This is a genomic window from Alphaproteobacteria bacterium, from assembly GCA_033762625.1.
Classification (GTDB): Bacteria; Pseudomonadota; Alphaproteobacteria; order UBA9219; family RGZA01; genus RGZA01.
This window is the reverse complement of record JANRLI010000016.1, coordinates 46,119-65,177: the sequence shown is the minus strand read 5'-3', so window position 1 is coordinate 65,177 and position 19,059 is coordinate 46,119. Positions and strand designations below refer to the sequence as shown.

Annotated in this window: 22 protein-coding genes; 13 read left to right on the top strand and 9 right to left on the bottom strand. The window is 51.3% G+C overall.

The genetic code is table 11. The features are described 5' to 3' along the window. Positions 1 to 106 precede the first annotated feature (106 nt). The 3 genes from SFW65_07995 to SFW65_07985 all read left to right on the top strand — a co-directional run bounded on the left by SFW65_07995 (position 107) and on the right by SFW65_07985 (position 3,037). On the top strand, positions 107 to 1,369 hold the full coding sequence (locus SFW65_07995) for a glycosyltransferase (GenBank protein MDX1923053.1): 1,263 nt from the start codon (positions 107 to 109) through the stop codon (positions 1,367 to 1,369). Next, entirely contained in the window at positions 1,369 to 2,133 is a 765-nt protein-coding gene (locus SFW65_07990; GenBank protein MDX1923052.1) for a PIG-L family deacetylase, read from the top strand. The genes SFW65_07995 and SFW65_07990 overlap by 1 nt, the downstream gene beginning before the upstream one ends. Before the next feature lie 67 nt (positions 2,134 to 2,200). Continuing rightward, positions 2,201 to 3,037: a hypothetical protein gene (locus tag SFW65_07985; protein ID MDX1923051.1), complete on the top strand. Its 837-nt coding sequence runs from the start codon at positions 2,201 to 2,203 to the stop codon at positions 3,035 to 3,037. On the opposite strand, the gene hemB is transcribed toward SFW65_07985, so the two are convergent. Continuing rightward, positions 3,034 to 4,026 (bottom strand): porphobilinogen synthase, encoded by a 993-nt coding sequence (hemB, locus tag SFW65_07980; protein MDX1923050.1) that lies wholly within the window; start codon positions 4,024 to 4,026, stop codon positions 3,034 to 3,036. The genes SFW65_07985 and hemB overlap by 4 nt on opposite strands. A gap of 116 nt (positions 4,027 to 4,142) precedes the next feature. On the opposite strand from hemB, the gene SFW65_07975 reads away from it, so the two are divergent. Next, positions 4,143 to 5,273 carry an ATP phosphoribosyltransferase regulatory subunit gene (locus SFW65_07975; GenBank protein ID MDX1923049.1) on the top strand — a complete coding sequence of 377 codons (1,131 nt, stop codon included), beginning with the start codon at positions 4,143 to 4,145 and terminating at the stop codon, positions 5,271 to 5,273. A 131-nt stretch (positions 5,274 to 5,404) separates the two neighbouring features. Here the strand turns inward: SFW65_07975 and SFW65_07970 are convergent, their stop codons facing one another. Further along, positions 5,405 to 6,304, bottom strand: coding sequence for a hypothetical protein (locus SFW65_07970; protein ID MDX1923048.1), 900 nt, complete (start codon positions 6,302 to 6,304; stop codon positions 5,405 to 5,407). A gap of 64 nt (positions 6,305 to 6,368) precedes the next feature. Next, complete coding sequence (locus SFW65_07965) at positions 6,369 to 6,788, bottom strand: hypothetical protein (GenBank protein MDX1923047.1); 420 nt, start codon at positions 6,786 to 6,788, stop codon at positions 6,369 to 6,371. A 145-nt stretch (positions 6,789 to 6,933) separates the two neighbouring features. Here SFW65_07965 and SFW65_07960 point away from each other — a divergent pair, with 145 nt between their 5' ends. Genes SFW65_07960 through SFW65_07950 form a run of 3 tightly spaced genes read left to right on the top strand, consistent with a single transcriptional unit; the run spans position 6,934 to position 10,777 of the window. Then, a complete protein-coding gene (locus SFW65_07960; protein ID MDX1923046.1) occupies positions 6,934 to 8,226 on the top strand; it encodes an adenylosuccinate synthase in 1,293 nt (430 codons plus the stop codon). A gap of 26 nt (positions 8,227 to 8,252) precedes the next feature. Continuing rightward, positions 8,253 to 10,244 (top strand): hypothetical protein, encoded by a 1,992-nt coding sequence (locus SFW65_07955; GenBank protein ID MDX1923045.1) that lies wholly within the window; start codon positions 8,253 to 8,255, stop codon positions 10,242 to 10,244. A gap of 26 nt (positions 10,245 to 10,270) precedes the next feature. Continuing rightward, on the top strand, positions 10,271 to 10,777 hold the full coding sequence (locus tag SFW65_07950) for a hypothetical protein (protein MDX1923044.1): 507 nt from the start codon (positions 10,271 to 10,273) through the stop codon (positions 10,775 to 10,777). Between the two features lie 97 nt (positions 10,778 to 10,874). On the opposite strand, the gene SFW65_07945 is transcribed toward SFW65_07950, so the two are convergent. Beyond that, positions 10,875 to 11,597 carry a hypothetical protein gene (locus SFW65_07945; protein MDX1923043.1) on the bottom strand — a complete coding sequence of 241 codons (723 nt, stop codon included), beginning with the start codon at positions 11,595 to 11,597 and terminating at the stop codon, positions 10,875 to 10,877. Positions 11,598 to 11,732: 135 nt separating this feature from the next. On the opposite strand from SFW65_07945, the gene SFW65_07940 reads away from it, so the two are divergent. Both SFW65_07940 and SFW65_07935 read left to right on the top strand, forming a co-directional pair. Beyond that, the gene (locus tag SFW65_07940; GenBank protein ID MDX1923042.1) at positions 11,733 to 12,089 is read left to right on the top strand and encodes a hypothetical protein; all 357 of its coding nucleotides are present in this window, start codon (positions 11,733 to 11,735) and stop codon (positions 12,087 to 12,089) included. A gap of 89 nt (positions 12,090 to 12,178) precedes the next feature. Beyond that, positions 12,179 to 12,652: a hypothetical protein gene (locus SFW65_07935; GenBank protein ID MDX1923041.1), complete on the top strand. Its 474-nt coding sequence runs from the start codon at positions 12,179 to 12,181 to the stop codon at positions 12,650 to 12,652. On the opposite strand, the gene cysK is transcribed toward SFW65_07935, so the two are convergent. The 4 genes from cysK to SFW65_07915 form a co-directional block, all read right to left on the bottom strand. After that, positions 12,649 to 13,647 carry a cysteine synthase A gene (gene cysK, locus SFW65_07930; protein MDX1923040.1) on the bottom strand — a complete coding sequence of 333 codons (999 nt, stop codon included), beginning with the start codon at positions 13,645 to 13,647 and terminating at the stop codon, positions 12,649 to 12,651. The two genes, SFW65_07935 and cysK, sit on opposite strands and share 4 nt — an antisense overlap. A 25-nt stretch (positions 13,648 to 13,672) precedes the next feature. Continuing rightward, a complete protein-coding gene (cysE, locus tag SFW65_07925) occupies positions 13,673 to 14,191 on the bottom strand; it encodes a serine O-acetyltransferase (GenBank protein MDX1923039.1) in 519 nt (172 codons plus the stop codon). An 87-nt stretch (positions 14,192 to 14,278) separates the two neighbouring features. Next, positions 14,279 to 15,343, bottom strand: coding sequence for a M48 family metallopeptidase (locus tag SFW65_07920; GenBank protein ID MDX1923038.1), 1,065 nt, complete (start codon positions 15,341 to 15,343; stop codon positions 14,279 to 14,281). Between the two features lie 18 nt (positions 15,344 to 15,361). Further along, positions 15,362 to 15,916 (bottom strand): LemA family protein, encoded by a 555-nt coding sequence (locus SFW65_07915; protein ID MDX1923037.1) that lies wholly within the window; start codon positions 15,914 to 15,916, stop codon positions 15,362 to 15,364. Positions 15,917 to 16,141: 225 nt separating this feature from the next. On the opposite strand from SFW65_07915, the gene ubiA reads away from it, so the two are divergent. After that, positions 16,142 to 17,026 (top strand): 4-hydroxybenzoate octaprenyltransferase, encoded by an 885-nt coding sequence (ubiA, locus tag SFW65_07910; GenBank protein ID MDX1923036.1) that lies wholly within the window; start codon positions 16,142 to 16,144, stop codon positions 17,024 to 17,026. Beyond that, positions 17,023 to 17,736 (top strand): 50S ribosomal protein L11 methyltransferase, encoded by a 714-nt coding sequence (locus SFW65_07905; protein MDX1923035.1) that lies wholly within the window; start codon positions 17,023 to 17,025, stop codon positions 17,734 to 17,736. Before ubiA ends, SFW65_07905 begins: the two co-directional genes overlap by 4 nt. A 121-nt stretch (positions 17,737 to 17,857) precedes the next feature. On the opposite strand, the gene SFW65_07900 is transcribed toward SFW65_07905, so the two are convergent. Next, a complete protein-coding gene (locus SFW65_07900) occupies positions 17,858 to 18,169 on the bottom strand; it encodes a DUF1153 domain-containing protein (protein MDX1923034.1) in 312 nt (103 codons plus the stop codon). A 316-nt stretch (positions 18,170 to 18,485) separates the two neighbouring features. Between SFW65_07900 and SFW65_07895 the strand changes: the two genes are divergently transcribed. After that, positions 18,486 to 18,818, top strand: a complete 333-nt coding sequence (locus SFW65_07895) for a hypothetical protein (protein ID MDX1923033.1) — start codon at positions 18,486 to 18,488, stop codon at positions 18,816 to 18,818. Then, positions 18,815 to 19,027: a hypothetical protein gene (locus SFW65_07890; GenBank protein MDX1923032.1), complete on the top strand. Its 213-nt coding sequence runs from the start codon at positions 18,815 to 18,817 to the stop codon at positions 19,025 to 19,027. The genes SFW65_07895 and SFW65_07890 overlap by 4 nt, the downstream gene beginning before the upstream one ends. Positions 19,028 to 19,059 lie beyond the last annotated feature (32 nt).

The following is a 19,059-nucleotide window of genomic DNA, read 5'->3' as shown; positions in this document are numbered from 1 at the left end:
AAAGCGGCGCAAAGCAAAGGCAGAGGTTTTGATGGTGGATTGCGTCTCATTATTTGATAATGTCCTCGCTCCAAACCAAAGTCACTACAATTCATGCGCCTGAATCATGCGTAAAACTGCCCAATCACCTGTGAATGTTCATGTGCTCGTTGATCTTGAATGGTCTGCGCAGGCAGGCGGGCATGTGAAATGTTGGGAACGATTTGCCGAAGCCGCCATCAAGGTTCCGGATCTGGATTTAACCGTGCATTTTTCCGGTGAAAAGGCGCAGCGCCGCCAATTATCGTCGCATGTCAAATTTGAAATTCACGAACCGGTATTTAGCACGCGGCGTATTCCGTTTCTGGGCCATGTGCCAGACCATACCGATATGGGGCAATTTCACCCGGAACTTGCGCGCCAGTTGATGACGGCAGATGTTATTCATACCACGGATGCGTTTTTTGCATTTGCCAAAACAGCGGAACGTATTGCGTCGCAAACGCTGCTTCCGCTGGTCCATTCGGTGCATACCGATAGCGTGGCCTATTCCGAATTATTTACAAAAACCACGCTGGAAGAAAACTTCAATATATTCGGTTTAAACCGCATGTTGGTTGATAAATTGCGTGTTCCAAAGCGCGTGGCAGGATTGATGCAGATGCGTTTGAACAAGCATCAAAGCCTGTGTGCGCGCGTGCTGACATCGCGCGAGGAAGACCGGCAGGTCGCCATGCATAATGTCTCACCCGATAAGCTTGGCACACTGCGTCTTGGCATTGACCGCACGGTGTTTAAAGCAAATCGCAGCAGCCGCGCCAAGTTGAATGAACGATATAATATTCCCGATGATTCGCTTGTGGTTGTATTTGTCGGGCGCCTTGATGAAGGTAAAAATATTTATGTGCTGATTGATGCCGTTGAACGGGCGTTGCGCGAAGGGTTACCCGTGTTCCTGATTGCTGCGGGGATTGGCCCTGCGGCCAATGTAATTGAACAACGCTTGCACGAGAATGCGGCATGCGTCGGCTTTCTTGCGCCGCACGAACTTGCCGATATTTATTGTTGCGCGGATTTCATGGTGCTGCCATCGCATGTGGAGACATGGAGCATGGTCGCGGCCGAAGCGATGGCATGCGGATTGCCGGTGATTGCCGCCGCGCAAAGCGGCGTTGGCCGTTTCATTGGCGATAGCCATGCGGGAGAGCTGGTGCATGAAGATACCGCGCGCGCATGGGCGCAGGCATTGCATCAGGCCGATGGCCTTCGCGGCAATACCAATTTGCGTGATAATGCGATGCTGCTGGCGGATAGGCATTTCCCCACCTGGCTAGAGGCGTTGCAGGAAGATTTAATTCCCGTCTGGCAAGCTGTACGAAAGCGCAGATAATGTTCGGCAAACGCATTTTAATTTTAATCCCGCATCCGGATGATGAAGTCGTGGGCTGCGCTGCCGCAATCGCGCGTGCACGGGCGCAGGGCGCGCGGGTGTATGGTGTGAATCTATCGCATGGGTGCTTGGCCAAACAAACCATGTGGTGGTGGGAACGCGGCAATTACGAACGCGATGTTGAAACACGCCTAAGCGAATTTGCACGTGTGGCGGATTTTCTGGGCATAAAAATGGTGGGCGGAAATAATGCGCGCGCCGCGCGTGAAATCTGGCCCGATTTGCAAACCGTGTATGGCGAAGTGATGCAAGCGATGCAGCACTGCGCGCCCGATTGCATATGGGTGCCAGCCTATGAAGGTGGCAACCCCGACCATGACGCATTAAATGCATTGGCATCGACCATCAAAAACGTGCCCGTTTATGAAGTCGCCGAATATAATTTTATTAGCGGTATTCCGCATTCTAACGCATTTCTGGCAATTAAAGGCAATGAAACCACGCTGACGCTGTCGCCGGATGAACAGAACATGAAACGCGCGGCGTTAGCATTATACGCATCGGAACAAAAAAATCTGGGCGATATCGATGTGCGCTATGAAAGCTTCCGGCCCATCGCGCAGTATGATTATGCCAAACCGCCGCATGAAGGCACGTTATGGTATGAACGCTTTCAATGGGTGCCGTTCCGCCACCCGCGGGTGGATTTCACAAAATCGGCAACCGTGAGTAAGGCGATCACGGAATTTTTGGGAAAAAAATAGCGTGGTATGGTTAATATAAAACCGGTGCGGCGCATTACTTTCGGTTTAGCCATGTATAATAGTCGGTATGCGCAAACCAAAAATTCTTGGCGTTGAAGATAAATCGCTCACAGGACGGCTGGAAAGACTGTTCACCAGCATGTATCACCGGGCGCGTACCGAAATCGTGCATAACAGCACAATGTTAAATCGCTATGCTGTTCAAATACCGCGCCATATGTTCTATTCGCGCTTCCGCAGGCCCGACCCCGATATTATGGAAGTGAAGTTGCCAGGGGACGCCATGAGCCACCTCAAAAAAGATGGCGCAACGAAGCACGTTATCAATCTACCGCTTCTTTATGGCAGCAGCATCAGTGTTGTTCCAGACCATGTGACCAAGCTTGAAGATGCAATCGCGCATATTGATGAATTGCGGAATAAGCGGGCAGCGCCGTTCAAGACATTGGTTATTGCAGGGCATGGCACGGATGGGCTGATGAGCACTACGCTGAGGGCTGAAGAGGCGTTTACCATCAAAGAATTACTGGATCAGCTGTTTGCAAATGGCAAAAAACCTGCGGAGCATATTGTGTTGGCGGCATGTGACGTGTTTTCGAGTATTCATTTCAGAGGCCGTGATGAGCAGCAGGATTTATGCGCGGTGGTGAGTGAAGCTGCGATGAAGCATAATGTGCGCATCAGCGGCGCGACTTCACTTTTATTCCATCAAAAAGGACGCTTTATCACGTTTAATCCTGATGGCAGTGTCACGCGCAGCCCCTTTAGCAGTAAAAGTAGATTATATGGGGTGTTGGCGATTGAATCAGCCAGCCTTTCCGGCGCGCTCAATGTTCAAGAGCCACCAAAACGCACCCGCACATGGGTTGCGCCATGGCGCAAAGACCGGACACTTTCTTCCTAGATTTTTCCTAGCAACTTCGCCACGTCTTTTGCGGCGTAGGTCAACACAGCATCCGCTCCCGCGCGTTTGAAGCACAGCATGGTTTCCATGAGAATGCGGTCGCCATCGATCCAGCCATTGGCGGCTGCGGCTTTCATCATCGCGTATTCACCGCTCACCTGATACACAAAGGTGGGCATGTTGAATGTGGTTTTCACGCGCGACACGATATCAAGGTATGGCAGGCCGGGTTTCACCATGACCATATCCGCGCCTTCGTTGATATCCATGGCCACTTCGCGCAAGGCTTCATCGCTATTCGCGGTATCCATCTGATAGGTTTTTTTATCGCCCTTCAAACTGCCCTTATTATTCAAGGCATCGCGGAACGGGCCGTAAAAACCCGATGCGTATTTGGCGGCATAGGACAAAATAAGTTTGTCTTGAAAGCCCGCTGCGTCTAATGCCTTGCGAATAGCACCAACGCGCCCATCCATCATATCGGATGGAGCGATGATATCGCAGCCCGCCTTTACCTGCACCAAGGCTTGTTGGCATAGAATTTCAACGGTTTCATCATTGAGGATTTTTCCATCCACCAATAATCCGTCATGCGCGTGATCGGTGAACGGATCCAATGCTACATCGCAGATGATGCCCATTTCCGGCACGGCTTTTTTCACCGCAGCAACCGCACGGCAAATTAAATTGTCAGGATTAACCGCTTCGCTGCCTTTTGCGTTTTTCAATTTGGCATCAAGCGCGGGGAATATCGCCATCGCATTAATGCCCAATGATTTAAGCTCTTGTGCTTCGGCCACCAATTCATCAATAGAAAGCCGCGCAACACCGGGAAGCGAATGAATGGGTTCGCGCACAGCTTTGCCTTCGATCACAAAACCCGTCCAGATCAGGTCGTTCACGGTGACGGTATTTTCCGCAACAAGGTTGCGCAGCCATGGCGTTTGGCGGGTGCGGCGAAGGCGGGTGGAGGGGAATGACGGGTTCATAAATATGCTGCTTTGTTATATTTTTGGCGCTTGGCTTTTAAGCACTGGTATTTTTACTGAATATCTTTATTTTCTACCAGAGTTTAATAATCAGCGTTTTAGCGAATGTTTTTGCCATGAACCTTCTTCCTGCCGGATTTTATGACGTATTAAGCCCCGATGCGGAAAGCGAAGCCGCCGCCACGCAAACGCTGTTAGCGGTGTTTGCCGAAAACGGTTATGGACGCGTTGCGCCGCCCATTATGGAATTTGAAGAAACATTATTATCGGGCCCCGGTGCCAGTTTGAACCGCACCACCTTCCGCGTGATGGACCCCAATTCGCAGCGCATGCTGGCATGCCGCAGCGATCACACCTTGCAAATCGGCCGCATTGCCGCAACGCGTCTTTCCACCGCGCCGCGCCCTTTGCGCTTATCCTATGCGGGGCCCATTTTACGCATCACAGGCCATGAACAAAACCACGCGCGCCAAGTGACGCAAGTGGGCGCAGAAATCATCGGTAGTCTGGATGCCGAAGCGGATGCCGAAGTTATTTTATTGGCGATGCAAAGTTTGGCGCGTATTGGCGTGACCGGTGTTGCGCTCGACATTACCTTGCCCACGCTTATTCCAAGTATTTGCGAAGCATTTCATGTAGAAGGCGATGCACGGGCAAAATTACACGCCGCACTCGACCGCAAGAATGAAGCCTTGGTGCAGGGATTGGGTAAAACCGCAGGAATGGAAAAAGCATGCGCGCTTGCAGTGGGATTATTGCGTGCAAGCGGTGATGCCGGAGACGCGCTTGCCGCATTGGCCGCGATGGATTTACCCGAAAAAGCGGCATTGGACCGCACACGCTTGCAACGTGTATATGATTTATTGCCGCATGATCTGCGCAGCACCATGACGGTCGATCTTGTGGAATATCGCGGCTTTGAATACCAAACCGGATTGAGCTTTGCGCTTTTTTCCAAGGCCATTCGCGCCGAATTGGGACGCGGCGGCAGATATCGCACCGCCACCAATGAACCTGCAACCGGTTTCACATTCTATGCCGAAAGTTTGATGCCGGTGTTGCCGCGCGCCAAACCCCGCGCGCGTATTCTGGTGCCGTTTGATACCGCGCCCGCGCAAACCGCGGCCTTGGTGAAGGAAGGGTATGTCGTGCTGCGCAATCTTTCCAAGGACACTGATTTGACCGCAGAAGCAAAACGTCAGGCGTGCCATGTAATTTACGAAAACAATAAAGCCAAGATGATCTAAAAAAGTTACGTGATAATGGACTGCAAATGCGCTGTTCCTCCGCTTCCGGTGCTCACGTACTTAAATGTACGCTGCGCTCCGGTTCTCGGAACCACGCATTTTCGTCTCATTCTGACGTAACTTATGGTTGATTAGACTGGTGTAGGTGGTGCATCCGGCTTTGGCGGCTTTCCGGGATCGGCGGGATTTCTGCGCTTTGCCGCTTCGACTAATTTCGTTCTGCGAATTCGTTCACGTGCAGCATCGTCTAATTGCAAGATAACCGCGCCACTGCCCTGCGGTGCTGCGGATTTTGCTGCGGCTTTGGGCGGGCGGCCATAAAAACCCGTGCGGGCCAGTTCGGGGCGGTGCGGAACCAGCGCATGGTCATGCGGAACCGGTTGATAAGAAGGGGTATCTTCAAGCGGAAGTTTAAATTCGCTGTCTGCCCCCATTTGTTGCTTGCCCAGTAAATCGCCTGATACACGGCGCGCAAGCTCACGCGGAATATGCAGTCTGAGTTCATTGGTATCTGCAATCATAAGACAATCGGCGATCGCATCATCAATTTGTTTTGCGGTATCCTTGTTACGGCTGGCGATGGGCTTGGTTTCATTAAGCGCAATCAGCAACACGGTATAAAAATCACTGAGCGCGGCAAGCAATTTTTTGTCAAGTGGTGCAGAGTCCACCGGACGATGATTGTTCATGAAGGATTTGACCTTTTCATTCAAATCCATCAGCAGAACTGCGGTCGCGCCAATATCGGTGGCAACGAATAAATCAGACGCTGTGCCGTTGCTGTTGTGCTGCATCGCTTTGATAATCCCGCAGGTAATATAGCCCATGGAGGCATAGCGCGTTGCATGCTGGATGGTACCTTCGATGCTTTGCAGCGCGGGCAGCGCGCGGGATACCCCGCGCTGCGTTGCATAAAACCGCGCGGTGAAATCGGAAGGATTATCGGCAGGGCTTTCTAAAAACATATTCCATGCCACGTTAAATGGAATGCAGCTGCTTTCCATCACCGTCTGCGAGGGACGTTTATTCATGCGATCGAGGATCGCTTGGGTTAGGGTTTCAAAATCAAACATGAATAATAACTATCAAAATCGTTTAAGGATTTGGCGGTGTGCCTTTTGCAATCGCACGTAATTTTTCAATTCCTGTTTCGCGGCTTTGCGGGCGCGGCGGTAATGCGGTGGTCTCTAAATCAATAAACAGCCTGATATAATGCTTTGCTTTCCAGCCAAGGTGCTGACCAATTAAATCGAGCGCCTGTTCAGCAACTTTCGGGTTGGACATGAATGTGATGAATTGCTCTTTGGCAGGAACGTAAGGTCCGCCTTCATCCCCCGCATCACCGACATATGAAAACGTAACCTCGGGAAAGCCGCCCATATCCGAGACAGAGACATTCAGGGAGGGAGTCCACACGCCATCAATCTGGTGACCAAATATCTGATTGGTCCAAAATGTTACGGGGTTGAAGGATGACCATCCGGCACGGGCACCACGGTTTGCATAGGTAGACATAATCTTTCTCGGTTTAAAATGTTAGCGCGCAAAGCTTAATCATATGATGTGAAACCAAAAAGCCCTTTTTGCTTGTTCTTTACGATTAGCTTTGGTTTATTAAGCCCTTCTTTGAACTGCCTGTTAATTATCTTAAGGAAAAATCATGCCAAATGTCGCCGTCGTCGGAGCCCAATGGGGCGATGAAGGTAAAGGAAAAGTCGTTGATTGGCTTTCAAGCAGAGCAGATGTCGTGGTGCGTTTTCAAGGCGGTCATAACGCCGGGCACACCTTGGTAATTGATGGCGTAACCTATAAATTATCATTGCTGCCATCGGGCGTGGTGCGCGGCGGCAAGCTTTCGATTATCGGCAATGGCGTGGTGGTTGATCCGGTTGCCTTGCTCAAAGAAATTGATGGCATTGCCGAAAAGGGCGTAACGATTACACCCAAGAATTTATTGCTGGCAGAAAATGCCGCGCTCATTTTGCCGGTGCATGGCATGCTCGACCGCGCACGCGAAGCATCCAAAGGAAATTCAAAAATCGGCACAACTGGCCGCGGCATTGGCCCCGCCTATGAAGACAAGGTTGGACGCCGCGCGATAAGGGTTTGCGATTTGCAGCACCCGGAGCATTTAAAGACCAAGATTGCGGAATTGCTTGATCATCATAATCTGTTGCTGAAAGGCTATGGCGCGGAAACGGTCAGCGTTGACCAATTGTATGGCGAATTGATGCAGATGGCGCCGCGGTTATTGGCGCATGCTGCACCGGTATGGCGCGTGCTGGATGAAGCGAACCGCGCCGGCAAACGCATTTTGTTCGAAGGTGCACAAGGCATTATGCTGGATGTGGATTTTGGAACGTATCCGTTCGTTACATCCTCCAACACCGTTGCGGCGCAAGCATCAACCGGAAGTGGCATTGGCCCCAAGGCCATTGGCATGGTGCTGGGCATTTGCAAGGCATACACAACGCGCGTGGGTTCGGGCCCATTCCCAACCGAAGAATTGACCGCAATTGGCGAAAAGATTGGCGAGCGCGGCCGCGAATTTGGAACCGTCACGGGTCGCAAGCGTCGCTGCGGTTGGTTTGATAGCGTGATGGTGCGCCAAGCGGTGAAGTTCGGCGGCATAGATGGATTGACGCTGACCAAGCTTGACGTGCTTGATGGCTTTTCCGAATTAAAAATCTGCACCGGATACAAGATCGGCAAAGATACGCTTGATTATTTGCCGGCCGACCAATTCGCGCAGGCAAAAATCGAACCTATCTATGAAACGATCGAAGGATGGCAAGGCACGACCGCAGGTGCGCGCAGCTGGGCGCAATTGCCGGCGCAAGCAATCAAATACGTTCGCCGCATTGAAGAATTGACCGGCGCACCGGTGACCATTTTGTCAACCAGCCCCGAGCGTGAAGATACCATTTTGATGAAAGACCCGTTTGAAGGATGACGCATAACTGGCTATAGTTTGCTTCTATGGCCATCTTCAACGAACGCTACACCATTGATGAAATGCAACCGTTGCCCGATTTTGATACCGGCACGGCCAAGGCGTATGCCGTGCATGGCAAGGTCAATAGCGGCGCTGCATTAATGGCGTATGTGGTGAACGGTCACATGCCGACGCGCGTGGACATGTTGGCGGGATTTCACGGGCTTTCCCATAAAAGTTTAAGTCTGGTGCATGAAGCGCATGTGATCGATTGGCCGTTATCCGGCAACCGCCACATGGCGATTATTTATGACATGATCAAAGGCGCGCGGCTTGCGCCGCTGGGTGATGCGCCGGATTATATTCACGGGCCCTTTCCGGCCATTAAAGAAGCGGCGCTGATCGAAGGGGTCATCAAGCCGCTGGGCCAGGCTATTTGCCAGATTGCCAAGATGGGATTATTCCATGGCTCCATCCGCGCCGATAATGTGTTTATGGGCGATGGTAATAGTGTGACGTTGGGCGAATGTTTGACCGCGCCTTGCGCATTCCGCCAGCCCGCGCAATATGAAACGCCGCACCGCGCCCTTGCCCCCGATATTGCGCGCGGCATGGGAACATCGGCCGATGATTTTTACGCCTTTGGTGTATTGATTTTAACGGCATTGATTGGCGATCTGCCGCTGCGTGATTTAACACCCGAAGCGATTGTGCAATTGAAAATCGAACGTGGTAGTTATTCGGCACTGGCAGGCGAGCGCAAATTTTCGCAAGCGATCATCGAATTACTGCGCGGACTTTTAACCGATGACCCTGCGCTGCGCTGGACCCATGAAGATTTCGAACATTGGGTTGCGGGCCGCCGGTTGACGCCGCGCCAATCGACGATTGCCAAAAAAGCCAGCCGTCCGCTAAAATTCGGCACGCAGGATTTTGTGCAATTACGCCAGTTGCTGACCGCAATGAGCAGCGATACGAAATTGGCGGCAAGCATGATTGCCAATCAGGAATTGGCGCGCTGGATCAGCCACGGCTTTTCGGATGAGAAGGCGATTAAAAATCTGGATCAGGCGATAGCGACTACGCGCCAGCAGCGGCTGGGCAGTGAAGAGGAGCGGTTGGTCAGTAATGTGCAGCTGGCGCTAGACCCGCTGGCGCCCATTCGGTATCGCGGGATTAGCGTTTATCCATCCGGCTTGCCTGTGCTGCTTGCGCAGATGATGCTGGGTGAAGCGCAGCTGACCACTATTGCCGAAATCATCATCAACCGTTTCCCTGCCTTATGGCTTGAATACCAGCCGGATGGCAAAATCGGCAATTCGATTGTTGTGGTGCAGCTGTGTGAAAAAGCCGTTGATGTTGTGCAGAATAAATCGCTGGGCTTCGGGCTTGAGCGATATCTGTACGATGGTAACCCGAGTTTGCCCTGTTTAAATCCGCAAATCCGCGACCGTTATGTGCAAACGCCCAAGCAGCTCTTGGAAGCGTTGGAGCGCCGCGCGCCGCTGGGCGGATTGCAATTGATTGATAGGCATATCGCCGCGTTTTTGATGGCAAAAGACAAGAACATCTCGCTGCTATTGATGCAGAATATTGACCAGATGCGCGATATGACCCGCCGGAATATCGGTATTTTGAATCTCTATGCCAATTTACAGGAAAGTTTCGGGCCGGATAATCTAAAAAATCTGGCGGCAACCCTGTTGCCGTTGACCGAAGAAGCGGTGAAGCGGTTCCATAACCGCCCGCGTCAGGAGCGCGTGCGCAAAGAATTGAAAGCCGCAGCGGCTACGGGACGTTTGAGTAACCTGCTTAATCTTGTCGATGATACCGATACCGTTGTGCTGGACGCGCAGGAATTTGTTGCTGCCAAAATGCTGTATAAGGAAATGGAAGCTGAGGCCGAACGTCTGGGTGAATATGCCAAAAACAAAAAAATGCTGGCGGAACAGGCCGGACAACCGCTTGCCGCGGTGATTGCGGTGGGCATTTCGTTTTTTATTATGCTGATTATCCTGCTGCGCCTGTTTCAATAATAGAGTTTCAGTGAAGGAAACAACCGATGTCTAAAGCACCTGCCAAACCCGCTGCAAAAGTACCCGCCAAAAAAGGCGCCCCAAAAGGCGGTAAAGGTGCGTCAGGCGGCGGCAAGGCCAAGGGATTGGCGGTATCCTTTGTTATCCTTGGAATTGGCGCGGTATTTGTGTTGCCCGCCACCATTGTGGCGTTGTGCGGGTTCATTCCAACGATTGCAACGATGCTGACCGATAAAAGTCGTGCACGCAGTATGACCGTAGCGGTGGGTTCGCTGAACTTGACCGGCGTTGCCTATATCGTTGTCCAGCTTTTTCAAAAAGGAATGCGTCTTGATTACGCGATGATGCTTTTGCAAGACCCGCTGAACTGGCTGATCATGTGGGGCGGTGCGGGTATCGGCCTTGCGCTGCTTACGCTTATTCCGCCCGTGGTTGCGCAAGTGCTGACCAGTATTTCGGAATTCAAGTTACAGAAGATGAAAACCAATCAAGCAGAGATACGTAAAATCTGGGGCGAAGACGTGAAGGGATAATTCCTTTTCGTATGTCCCAGCGAAAGCTGGGACCCAGTTACTCATTAAAAACAACCAAACTAGGCACCAGCTTGCGCTGGTGCGTGCAATATTTATTTTATTCGCCGCCCTGAAGCGTACCCATAATATGCTGGCCGGCACCCATTAATTTCTGCATCCATGCGGGGCCAACCTTTGGCGCTTGCTGCTGCGCTGCGGTTTGCGTGGTTGGCGCAGGGATAATGCTTAGTTTTGTAAGCCAGAACGATGGCTCGATGTCCGTTTCGCCCAGCCGTGTCTGTGCGCGCAGCGCATCAAGCTGCATTTGTGCCGCACGTGCATTCACGCCAAGCATGCCGGTTAACGCGCCGACATGTTTGCTCATGCGCTGCAAGGTATCTGCATTTAAATCGGATGCAAACAAATCGCCCACAATGCTGAAGAACTGCCCAGCCAGCATGACCATTTGTGCGGGCGGGATGCCATTGCGGTCGGGCAGCAAGGCGTCGAGCAATGTTTTTCCATCAATCACGTAATGGTTGGATTTTGACATGACGATGCGTAGCTGCGCCTTGCTTTGTCCTTGTCCGAATACATGTTGCGCTTGAAACGGCGATGACACCATGGAGCAGTAAAGCCCATGCGTTTTAAAAATCTGGGTAATCTGCGCTTTTTCCTGAGCGCTCGTTTTAGTACTGGCCAATTTCTGGCATTCGGAATAGGTGGGCATGGTGCGCGCGCCGCCTGCATGCGCAAACGGGGCCATGCCGATCAAGGCGCCTAGCGCAAGCAGCACTAAAAAAAAGACAGGACGAAGGAGGGGGCGCACAATCTGACTCATATGCTCAAGCCTAGGGCGCAAGTGCTGAAAACGAGGTTAACAAATAGTTGAAATAGCCGGATGTTAACGCATATTCAGACATTGTTTAGGGTTAGAAGGCTAGGATACTGCGTTAAACCCTTTTGACGGGACGTCATGGCCTATAGCGCCTTTGCAAGACAACCGGAATATGAAGTAGCCGATGATACATTGGGCGGCACATCACGTCCAAAGCAGCAGGGTGTTGTAGCATTGGCGCAGCGCGGTGAAGTAGGGCTTGAGCCTGATCAACACAGAATTGAAGCGCAAAAAGCAGCGCAGCTTGCCAAAGAACAAATGGCCGCAGCCTTGGCTGCACGGGCCGCCGCGCGTGAAAATAAGCCGGAAGATGCAACACCCTCAGCAACAGGCGAAGATGGCAACCCGCGTGTCGCGGCCTTGCCTGAACCCGCTGGTATGACACGGGTGCTTGGCGGGCCAACACCGCCCAGAGATACGACGCTTAGTACTTAACGCGTCTTTACCATAATTATTCAGCAGTCATTTAGAACTCACCGATAGGATGAGTGGATATTTTTGGTATTTGAATTTTTGGAAGTTATATGGCCGCACCGCTTGAGTATAATGGCGTACCTGTTCCACGCACCAGCCCCTTGGGCATGATGACCACGCATGAGCAAGGTCTTGCGCATAGTCTGGCGAGCAAATCCAAAGCCTTTGACCAGCAGGTTTCGCCGCAAGTGCGATTGCAGCAGGCGTTGCAAAGTAATGACCTGACTGCACTGACCCAGACCCTGATGAGCAATCCTTTAATGCTTAAAGGTAATCCGGTTGCGATGGAGCAGTTGCGGAACAGCGAATTTTTCCAACGCAACAAAAAAGATGTTCTTTCTGCGCTGAATGCGCCTGATCCATTCAATGGCGATGCGCAAATACCCGCAGAGCGCCAGCAATTGATTTCCCAGCTTGAAGGCATTAAACCGCGTGAGGCTGGTGCATCCCGCGAATATGCCGGTTATGTTCCTGAGAACCGCCAGATTGCGGCGCGTTCGCAGTTCAACCCGTTTACCGGCTAAATACCGTAGCGCTTACCGGCTTGTTCCAGAAACTGGGCTTGGGGTTCGGATGCAACAAGCGTTCCTGCTTTGGCGCGTTCTTCTTCTGCCAATACGGTTGATAAATACCGCTCCGTGTAGCTTGGGATAATCACGACAATCATCTTGCCCTTGTTTTCCGGCAATGCGCCAACGCGAAGCGCGGCGGTAACGGCTGCGCCGCTGCTGATGCCAACAGGAATACCATGCTGTTTAATTAGTGTGCGCGCCATCGCCAAACTATCGGCGCTATTCACTTTCTCAACGCTGTCAATTTGCGAGCGGTCGAGCGTATTGGGAATAAAGCCTGCGCCGATGCCTTGAATTTTATGGGGCGAATGCTTGCCACCGGAAATGATCGGGGATTCTTCGGGTTCCACTGCCACCATTTTGATGGATGGCTTTTTGCTTTTCAGCGTTTTGCCAATACCCGATAATGTGCCGCCGGTGCCAACGCCGGAAACCACAATATCCACCTTGCCATCGGTATCATCCCAGATTTCATTTGCAGTGGTGCTTGCGTGAATCGCGGGATTGGCGGGGTTATCAAACTGTTCCATCATGATGCAGTTTTTATCGGCCGCGCACATCTCCATGGCTTTGGCTATGGCGCCGCGCATACCCAAAGCGCCGGGCGTAAGAACAACATCCGCGCCAAGCAGTAATAACAGCGAGCGGCGTTCCATCGACATGGTTTCCGGCATGGTGAGGGTGATGTGATACCCCTTGGCCGCAGCAATAAATGCCAACCCAATTCCAGTATTGCCTGATGTGGGTTCAACAATGCGCATGCCTTTCTTGAGGCGGCCGGATTGTTCGGCTTCGATCAGCATGGCTTTGCCGATGCGGTCTTTGACCGAGCCAAGCGGATTGAAGAATTCAAGTTTAAGGACGATATCCGCATCGCTTTGCAGCCCCGGCACGCGGATAAGCGGCGTCTTGCCAATCGTATCAAGAATGGATGCGTGAATGTTCATGGAACACCTGTTTTGTTATGGAAAATTATTCAGCTGCGTTTGAAGCTTCGGTAGGCAATGAAACCTTGGCTGGAATGCCGAATGCGGTTGCGCCTGCTGGAATGTTTTTGGTGACCACCGAATTCGCGCCGATTTTTGCATCATCGGAAATGGTGATATTGCCAATCAGTTTTGCGCCTGCGCCAATCATCACGCGGTTGCCAACGGTGGGGTGGCGTTTGCCAAAGCCGCCTTTGCCGCCCAAGGTGACGCCGTGGAAAATCAGGCAGTCATCACCAATTTCGGCAGTTTCGCCAATAACAACGCCCATGCCGTGATCAATCACCAGATTTTTGCCGATGCGCGCGCCGGGATGGATTTCAATACCGGTAATAAGGCGTGAAATTTCACACACCAAGCGCGGGAAAAACGGAATGCCCCATGTGTAGAGCTGATGCGCCACGCGGTGCAGGAGGACGGCTTTTACGCCGGGATACAGCAGCGCGACTTCCAAAAGGCTGCGGGCAGCGGGATCATTCTTTTTATATGCTTCGAGCAAGGCCATAGCGTGGTTCAAGGGTTATGCGTCTAGTTGAAATAGGTGCCCAACCTTACCGTTCAAGCCCGTTAATGTTAAGGGGCTAAATATCGGTTATAGGTCACTGGCGGATGGAACAGAGCCGGTATGTGGTGTGCGTGCACCAGATGGGGATAAAGGCGCACTGCTATTATGTTTATCCCCTGCCAGCTGGTCCAATATGGCGATGCGTTTGGCAATTGGCGGGTGGGTTGCAAATAAATCAAGCAACCCGCCACTGTTTTCGATGAACATTTGCTTCACTTCCGGCGGCACGTTTTGCACATCGCTTTGCCCGCTGATTTTGCGCAGGGCACTGGCAAGGGCCGCGGGATTTTTTGTCAGCTCCACACTGCCTGCATCGGCGTTGTATTCGCGCTTGCGTGAAATTGCAAAACGCAACAGCAGCGCGAGTAAGTATCCAATTGCAAGCAGCACGGTTGCAATAATCATCAGCGGCAGATTGGAACGCCGCCCGTCGCTGCCGCTGCTGTTATAGGTGTAGCGGTCATTATAGGAATTCGTATAAAACATATTGCGCCACGCCAGCTGCGAGAGGAACGACACCATTCCGACAATCACGGTGGTGACAATCAGCAGACGCACATCGCGGTTGATAATGTGGGTGAGTTCATGGCCAATAACGGCTTCCATTTCATCGCGGTCCAGTGTTTGCATAAGGCCGCGCGTGACCGTGATGGCAAAACTGTCTTGCGTCAGGCCGCTGGCATAGGCATTGAGCGCCGCATCTTCAATGATTTCCAAGCGCGGCATGGGAAGGCCGCGGCTGATGCACAGGTTTTCAAGGATATTGTAAAGCTCTGGTTCTTCTTGGCGCGTGACACTGCGCGAACCCGTTGCCGCGCTTATCATCCAGCTGTTGAATAGCGTTGCAATCAACACCCAAAGGGTGGCCGCGCCCAGAATAGCAGGCAAACCTTGAAGGGTTAGCGTGGTTGCGGCCTGAAATAATTCAGGCGTAAAGAATTCACCCTGAAGCGGATTGCTGCCATAGACAAAAATATATGCGCCGATGAAAAACAGCAGCGCAAGCATAAAGGGAAAGCAGACCAACAGCAGGGTCGATTTGAAATTATTCGCCCATATCCACGTCTTTAAACCCAATATTTGCTTAGGCATGGATTTGCTTTGCAATAATTAGAATTTGACTGACGGTGCAGTAGAAAGTTGTTCGCGCACCGCATCGCCGAGGTCAAACATGGTTTCCTGTTTGAAGCCAAGCGTTGGTGCAACCAGCACCGCAGGGAATTGCTGGATGGAAGCATTGTATTCGCCAACCGCATTGTTAAAGAAACGACGCGCAGCAGATACTTTATTTTCAATGTCGGAGAGTTCCGCCATCAGCCGCTGGAAATTTCCGTCAGCCTTTAAGGTTGGATAATTTTCCATAACCGCAAATAGTCCGCGCATACCCATGCTGAGCTGGTTTTCAGCCTGAACGCGGTCGGAGATGTTGGACGCATTGGAAATACCCGCGCGCGCTTTGGCGATTTCTTCAAAGACCGATTTTTCATGCGCCGCATAACCCTTCACCGTTTCGACAAGATTCGGGATTAAATCAAAGCGCTGCTTTAAATATACATCGACATCGGCAAAGGCGTTTTTGCATTCCTGGCGCAGCGCGACAAGGCGGTTATAAACCCCGATGATGAATAGAATAATGAACCCTGCAACAACGGCTACAACTAACATGTGTGTTTCCTTCAGTGGGTTGGATGCTTGTTAATTGCGTGATAATGGGCTGCAAATGAAGGTATTCCTGCGCTTCCGGTGCTCACGTACTTAAATGTACGCTGCGCTCCGGTTCTCGGAACCCCGCATTTTCGCCTCATTCTGACGCAATTGACAATGCGATCGAGATTTATAGTGTATGCGGCTTGAGCGCCGATTACAATTCACGAAAATTACGCGGTAAATATGTCTTTTTTGATAAATCACCTTCCTGCTGCGGCGCAGCCCTATGCGCGTTTGGCGCGCCTTGATAAGCCAGCGGGCTTTATGCTGTTGCTATTCCCCGCATGGTGGGCGCAAACGCTTGCAACACTGGAAGGGGAGATCCCGAGCGTTTGGATTTTTATTCTGTTCTTTGTTGGCGCGGTGGTGATGCGCGCGGCAGGCTGCGCGGTGAATGATGTCATCGACCGTAAATTGGATGCGCAGGTAGAGCGCACCAGACAACGCCCGATTGCCAGCGGCGAGATTAGCCCATGGCAGGGAATTGCGTTTGCAATCGGCTGCTGCATCATCGGGTTGCTGGTGGTGCTGTGTATGAACGGGTTTACGTTTGTGCTGGCAGTGGCATCACTGCCACTGATTGCCCTTTACCCGTTGATGAAACGCATCACATGGTGGCCACAGGTTTTTCTCGGCGTGATTTTCAATTGGGGCGCGATGATGGGATTCACTGCGGTGCAAAACGCCTTGCCCTTTGCGGCATTTGTATTATATGCCGCATGTTTTTTCTGGACGCTTGCTTACGATACCATCTACGCATTTCAAGATAAGGCGGATGATGAGGTTGCGGGCATTAAATCGACCGCGCGGGTGCTGGGGAATAGCGCACAGAAAACCATTGTTATCTGGGCGGGAATTAGTTTTGCCTTATTGCTGGTGGCTGGCGCGCTGGCGCATCTTAGCCCCTTGTTTTATGGCGGGATGGCGATTGCGTTCGTTTATATGGCGTGGATATTAAAAAACTGGCGCATGGATGATCGTGCGAGTAGCCTTGCCGCATTCAAGGCCAACACTACCTTTGGCTGGATCGTATTAGCAGCGATGGTTTTAGGACGGGTAATCGTATGACAGCAATAAAAACCAAACGCGTGAAAAAGGTTGAGGATTGGCCAAGCTATATCACCCAGAATAGCGAGTTCATCATCACCAATACGCAGTTGAAAAATCCGCCGCTGCTTCCCGAGATTAAGTTGCATTTAAGTGACGTGTTCAATGCGCTGTGGCGCGTAACCGAAGAACGCTTTGAAGCCAAAAATATCCCGCCGCCCTTCTGGTCGTTTGCATGGCCCGGCGGGCAGGCGCTTGCGCGGTATGTTCTGGATAATGCAGAAATCGTTCGCGGCAAGCGGGTGTTTGATTTTGCATCAGGGTCGGGCCTGTGCGCGATTGCCGCGAAAATGGCGGGTGCGGCATCGGTGGTTGCGAATGATGTGGACCCTTTATCCATCGTGGCAGTGGGGATGAACGCGGCAGCGAATAATGTGAGCGTGGATGTCTTGCACGATAATAAAATCAACCGCGATTTACCCGATATTGATGTGATTTTGGCGGGTGATTTTTGTTATGAATGGCCGATGGCCGGTTATGCGATTGAATGGCTGCGCGCGCAAATAAAGCAGGGTAAAACGGTATTGTTGGCTGATCCCGGGCGTAATTATCTGCCCAAAGAGGGATTGGAAAAGCTGGCGGAATATGATGTGGCAACGCCGTTAGAGGTTGAAGATAGCGAGATCAAACACACGACTATCTATAAGCTTCTGGCACCCGAAGAAGAGTAGTATCGTTTTTTACGCTCGCATAAGCCCGCGGTTTGGCAGTCGCCAAACTTAAAAAAAACCACGCGGCTTGCGATCCGCGTGGTTTGTAGGGAACAAACTGGTATAACAAGAAAATCGGTATTTAAGCTTGCGCAGTACCCGTTGTGGTGGTCTTGCGGCGATAGTCTTGCAGACGGGTAACGCGCAATGCACGTGAACCGCCACGTTCGGATAATTTCATCCATGAACGAATTTCTTCTTCCGATAGTGAATAGCGTGCGCATACTTCAGCCAAGGTGATGTGGCCCTTGCGGACTGCGTCAACCACGATGGCTTTGCGGCTGATAACCCAGCGCTTGGTATCGGGTGGTGGCAAATGCGATAAATCAACATTACCGCGTGCCTTGAATTCCGGATTTTGAGTTGCGCCAGCATTGGCGTTATTCATTGTCATAGTCGTACCCCTTTTGTGACTTAAAAAATAATTTTCTTGTTATCCGGACAGCATAACTGCGCCGTATTAAAAAAAACTGAATTAAATCATTGAAATCATTGGCATTTTAGATAAATACAGGCGATTTTTTACACAAATTGAACAGAAAATTCATACCTGGTTAATGCGCGAATAACCTTAACAATATCAGTTGGTTAAGGCGGTTTCACGCTTTCTTTGTGATTTTTCCATAGAATGAAGCGAGGTGCACCAGCTCATGCGTTGAGTGGTTAGTGGTTCGAAGATGAACGCTTTATGAAGCAACCGATAAAAAATTATGAAATATTTTGGGGCGTCAAATCACAATATTCCCGAAGCTGCGAGAAAAATTTTAGCGGCGATGAATTATTTTGACCTGAATTTGGTTACAGCCTCTGCTCCGACGACTCAGGGAACATCGAAACGTCCAAGCGAACGCTTCTCCACTTATCAATGCAATGATGCGATGATTAGCATCGCATCATCAGCCAAGGATAAGCCAGTTACGGTGACGATTGCCAAAACGCATGAGAACGGTATTTCCGAAGATATCCTGTTCCATTTTGATCCGGTTAAAAAAATGCTGCTCACCGCGCGCCAAACGGAAGATCCGTTAGGGGAGGGGCTGTGAGTATTATCACTGAAGTGAAGCTGACCCAGTTATCGAGCCTTGGCACGAAGCGCGAATGGCACGGTGCGGAAGCGTTGAAATGTGCAGGCGCCCCGTTACCTGCCGGTATGATTTCACCCACTACCCGCATGCTTGCGGATATTCATCGTAATGTGCTTTTAGCATTACGTGACGAGCTTTCAGGCCACACCCCGGAAATGAACAGGTAGTCAGACGGACCGGTCAAGTAATCCTGTCTTGA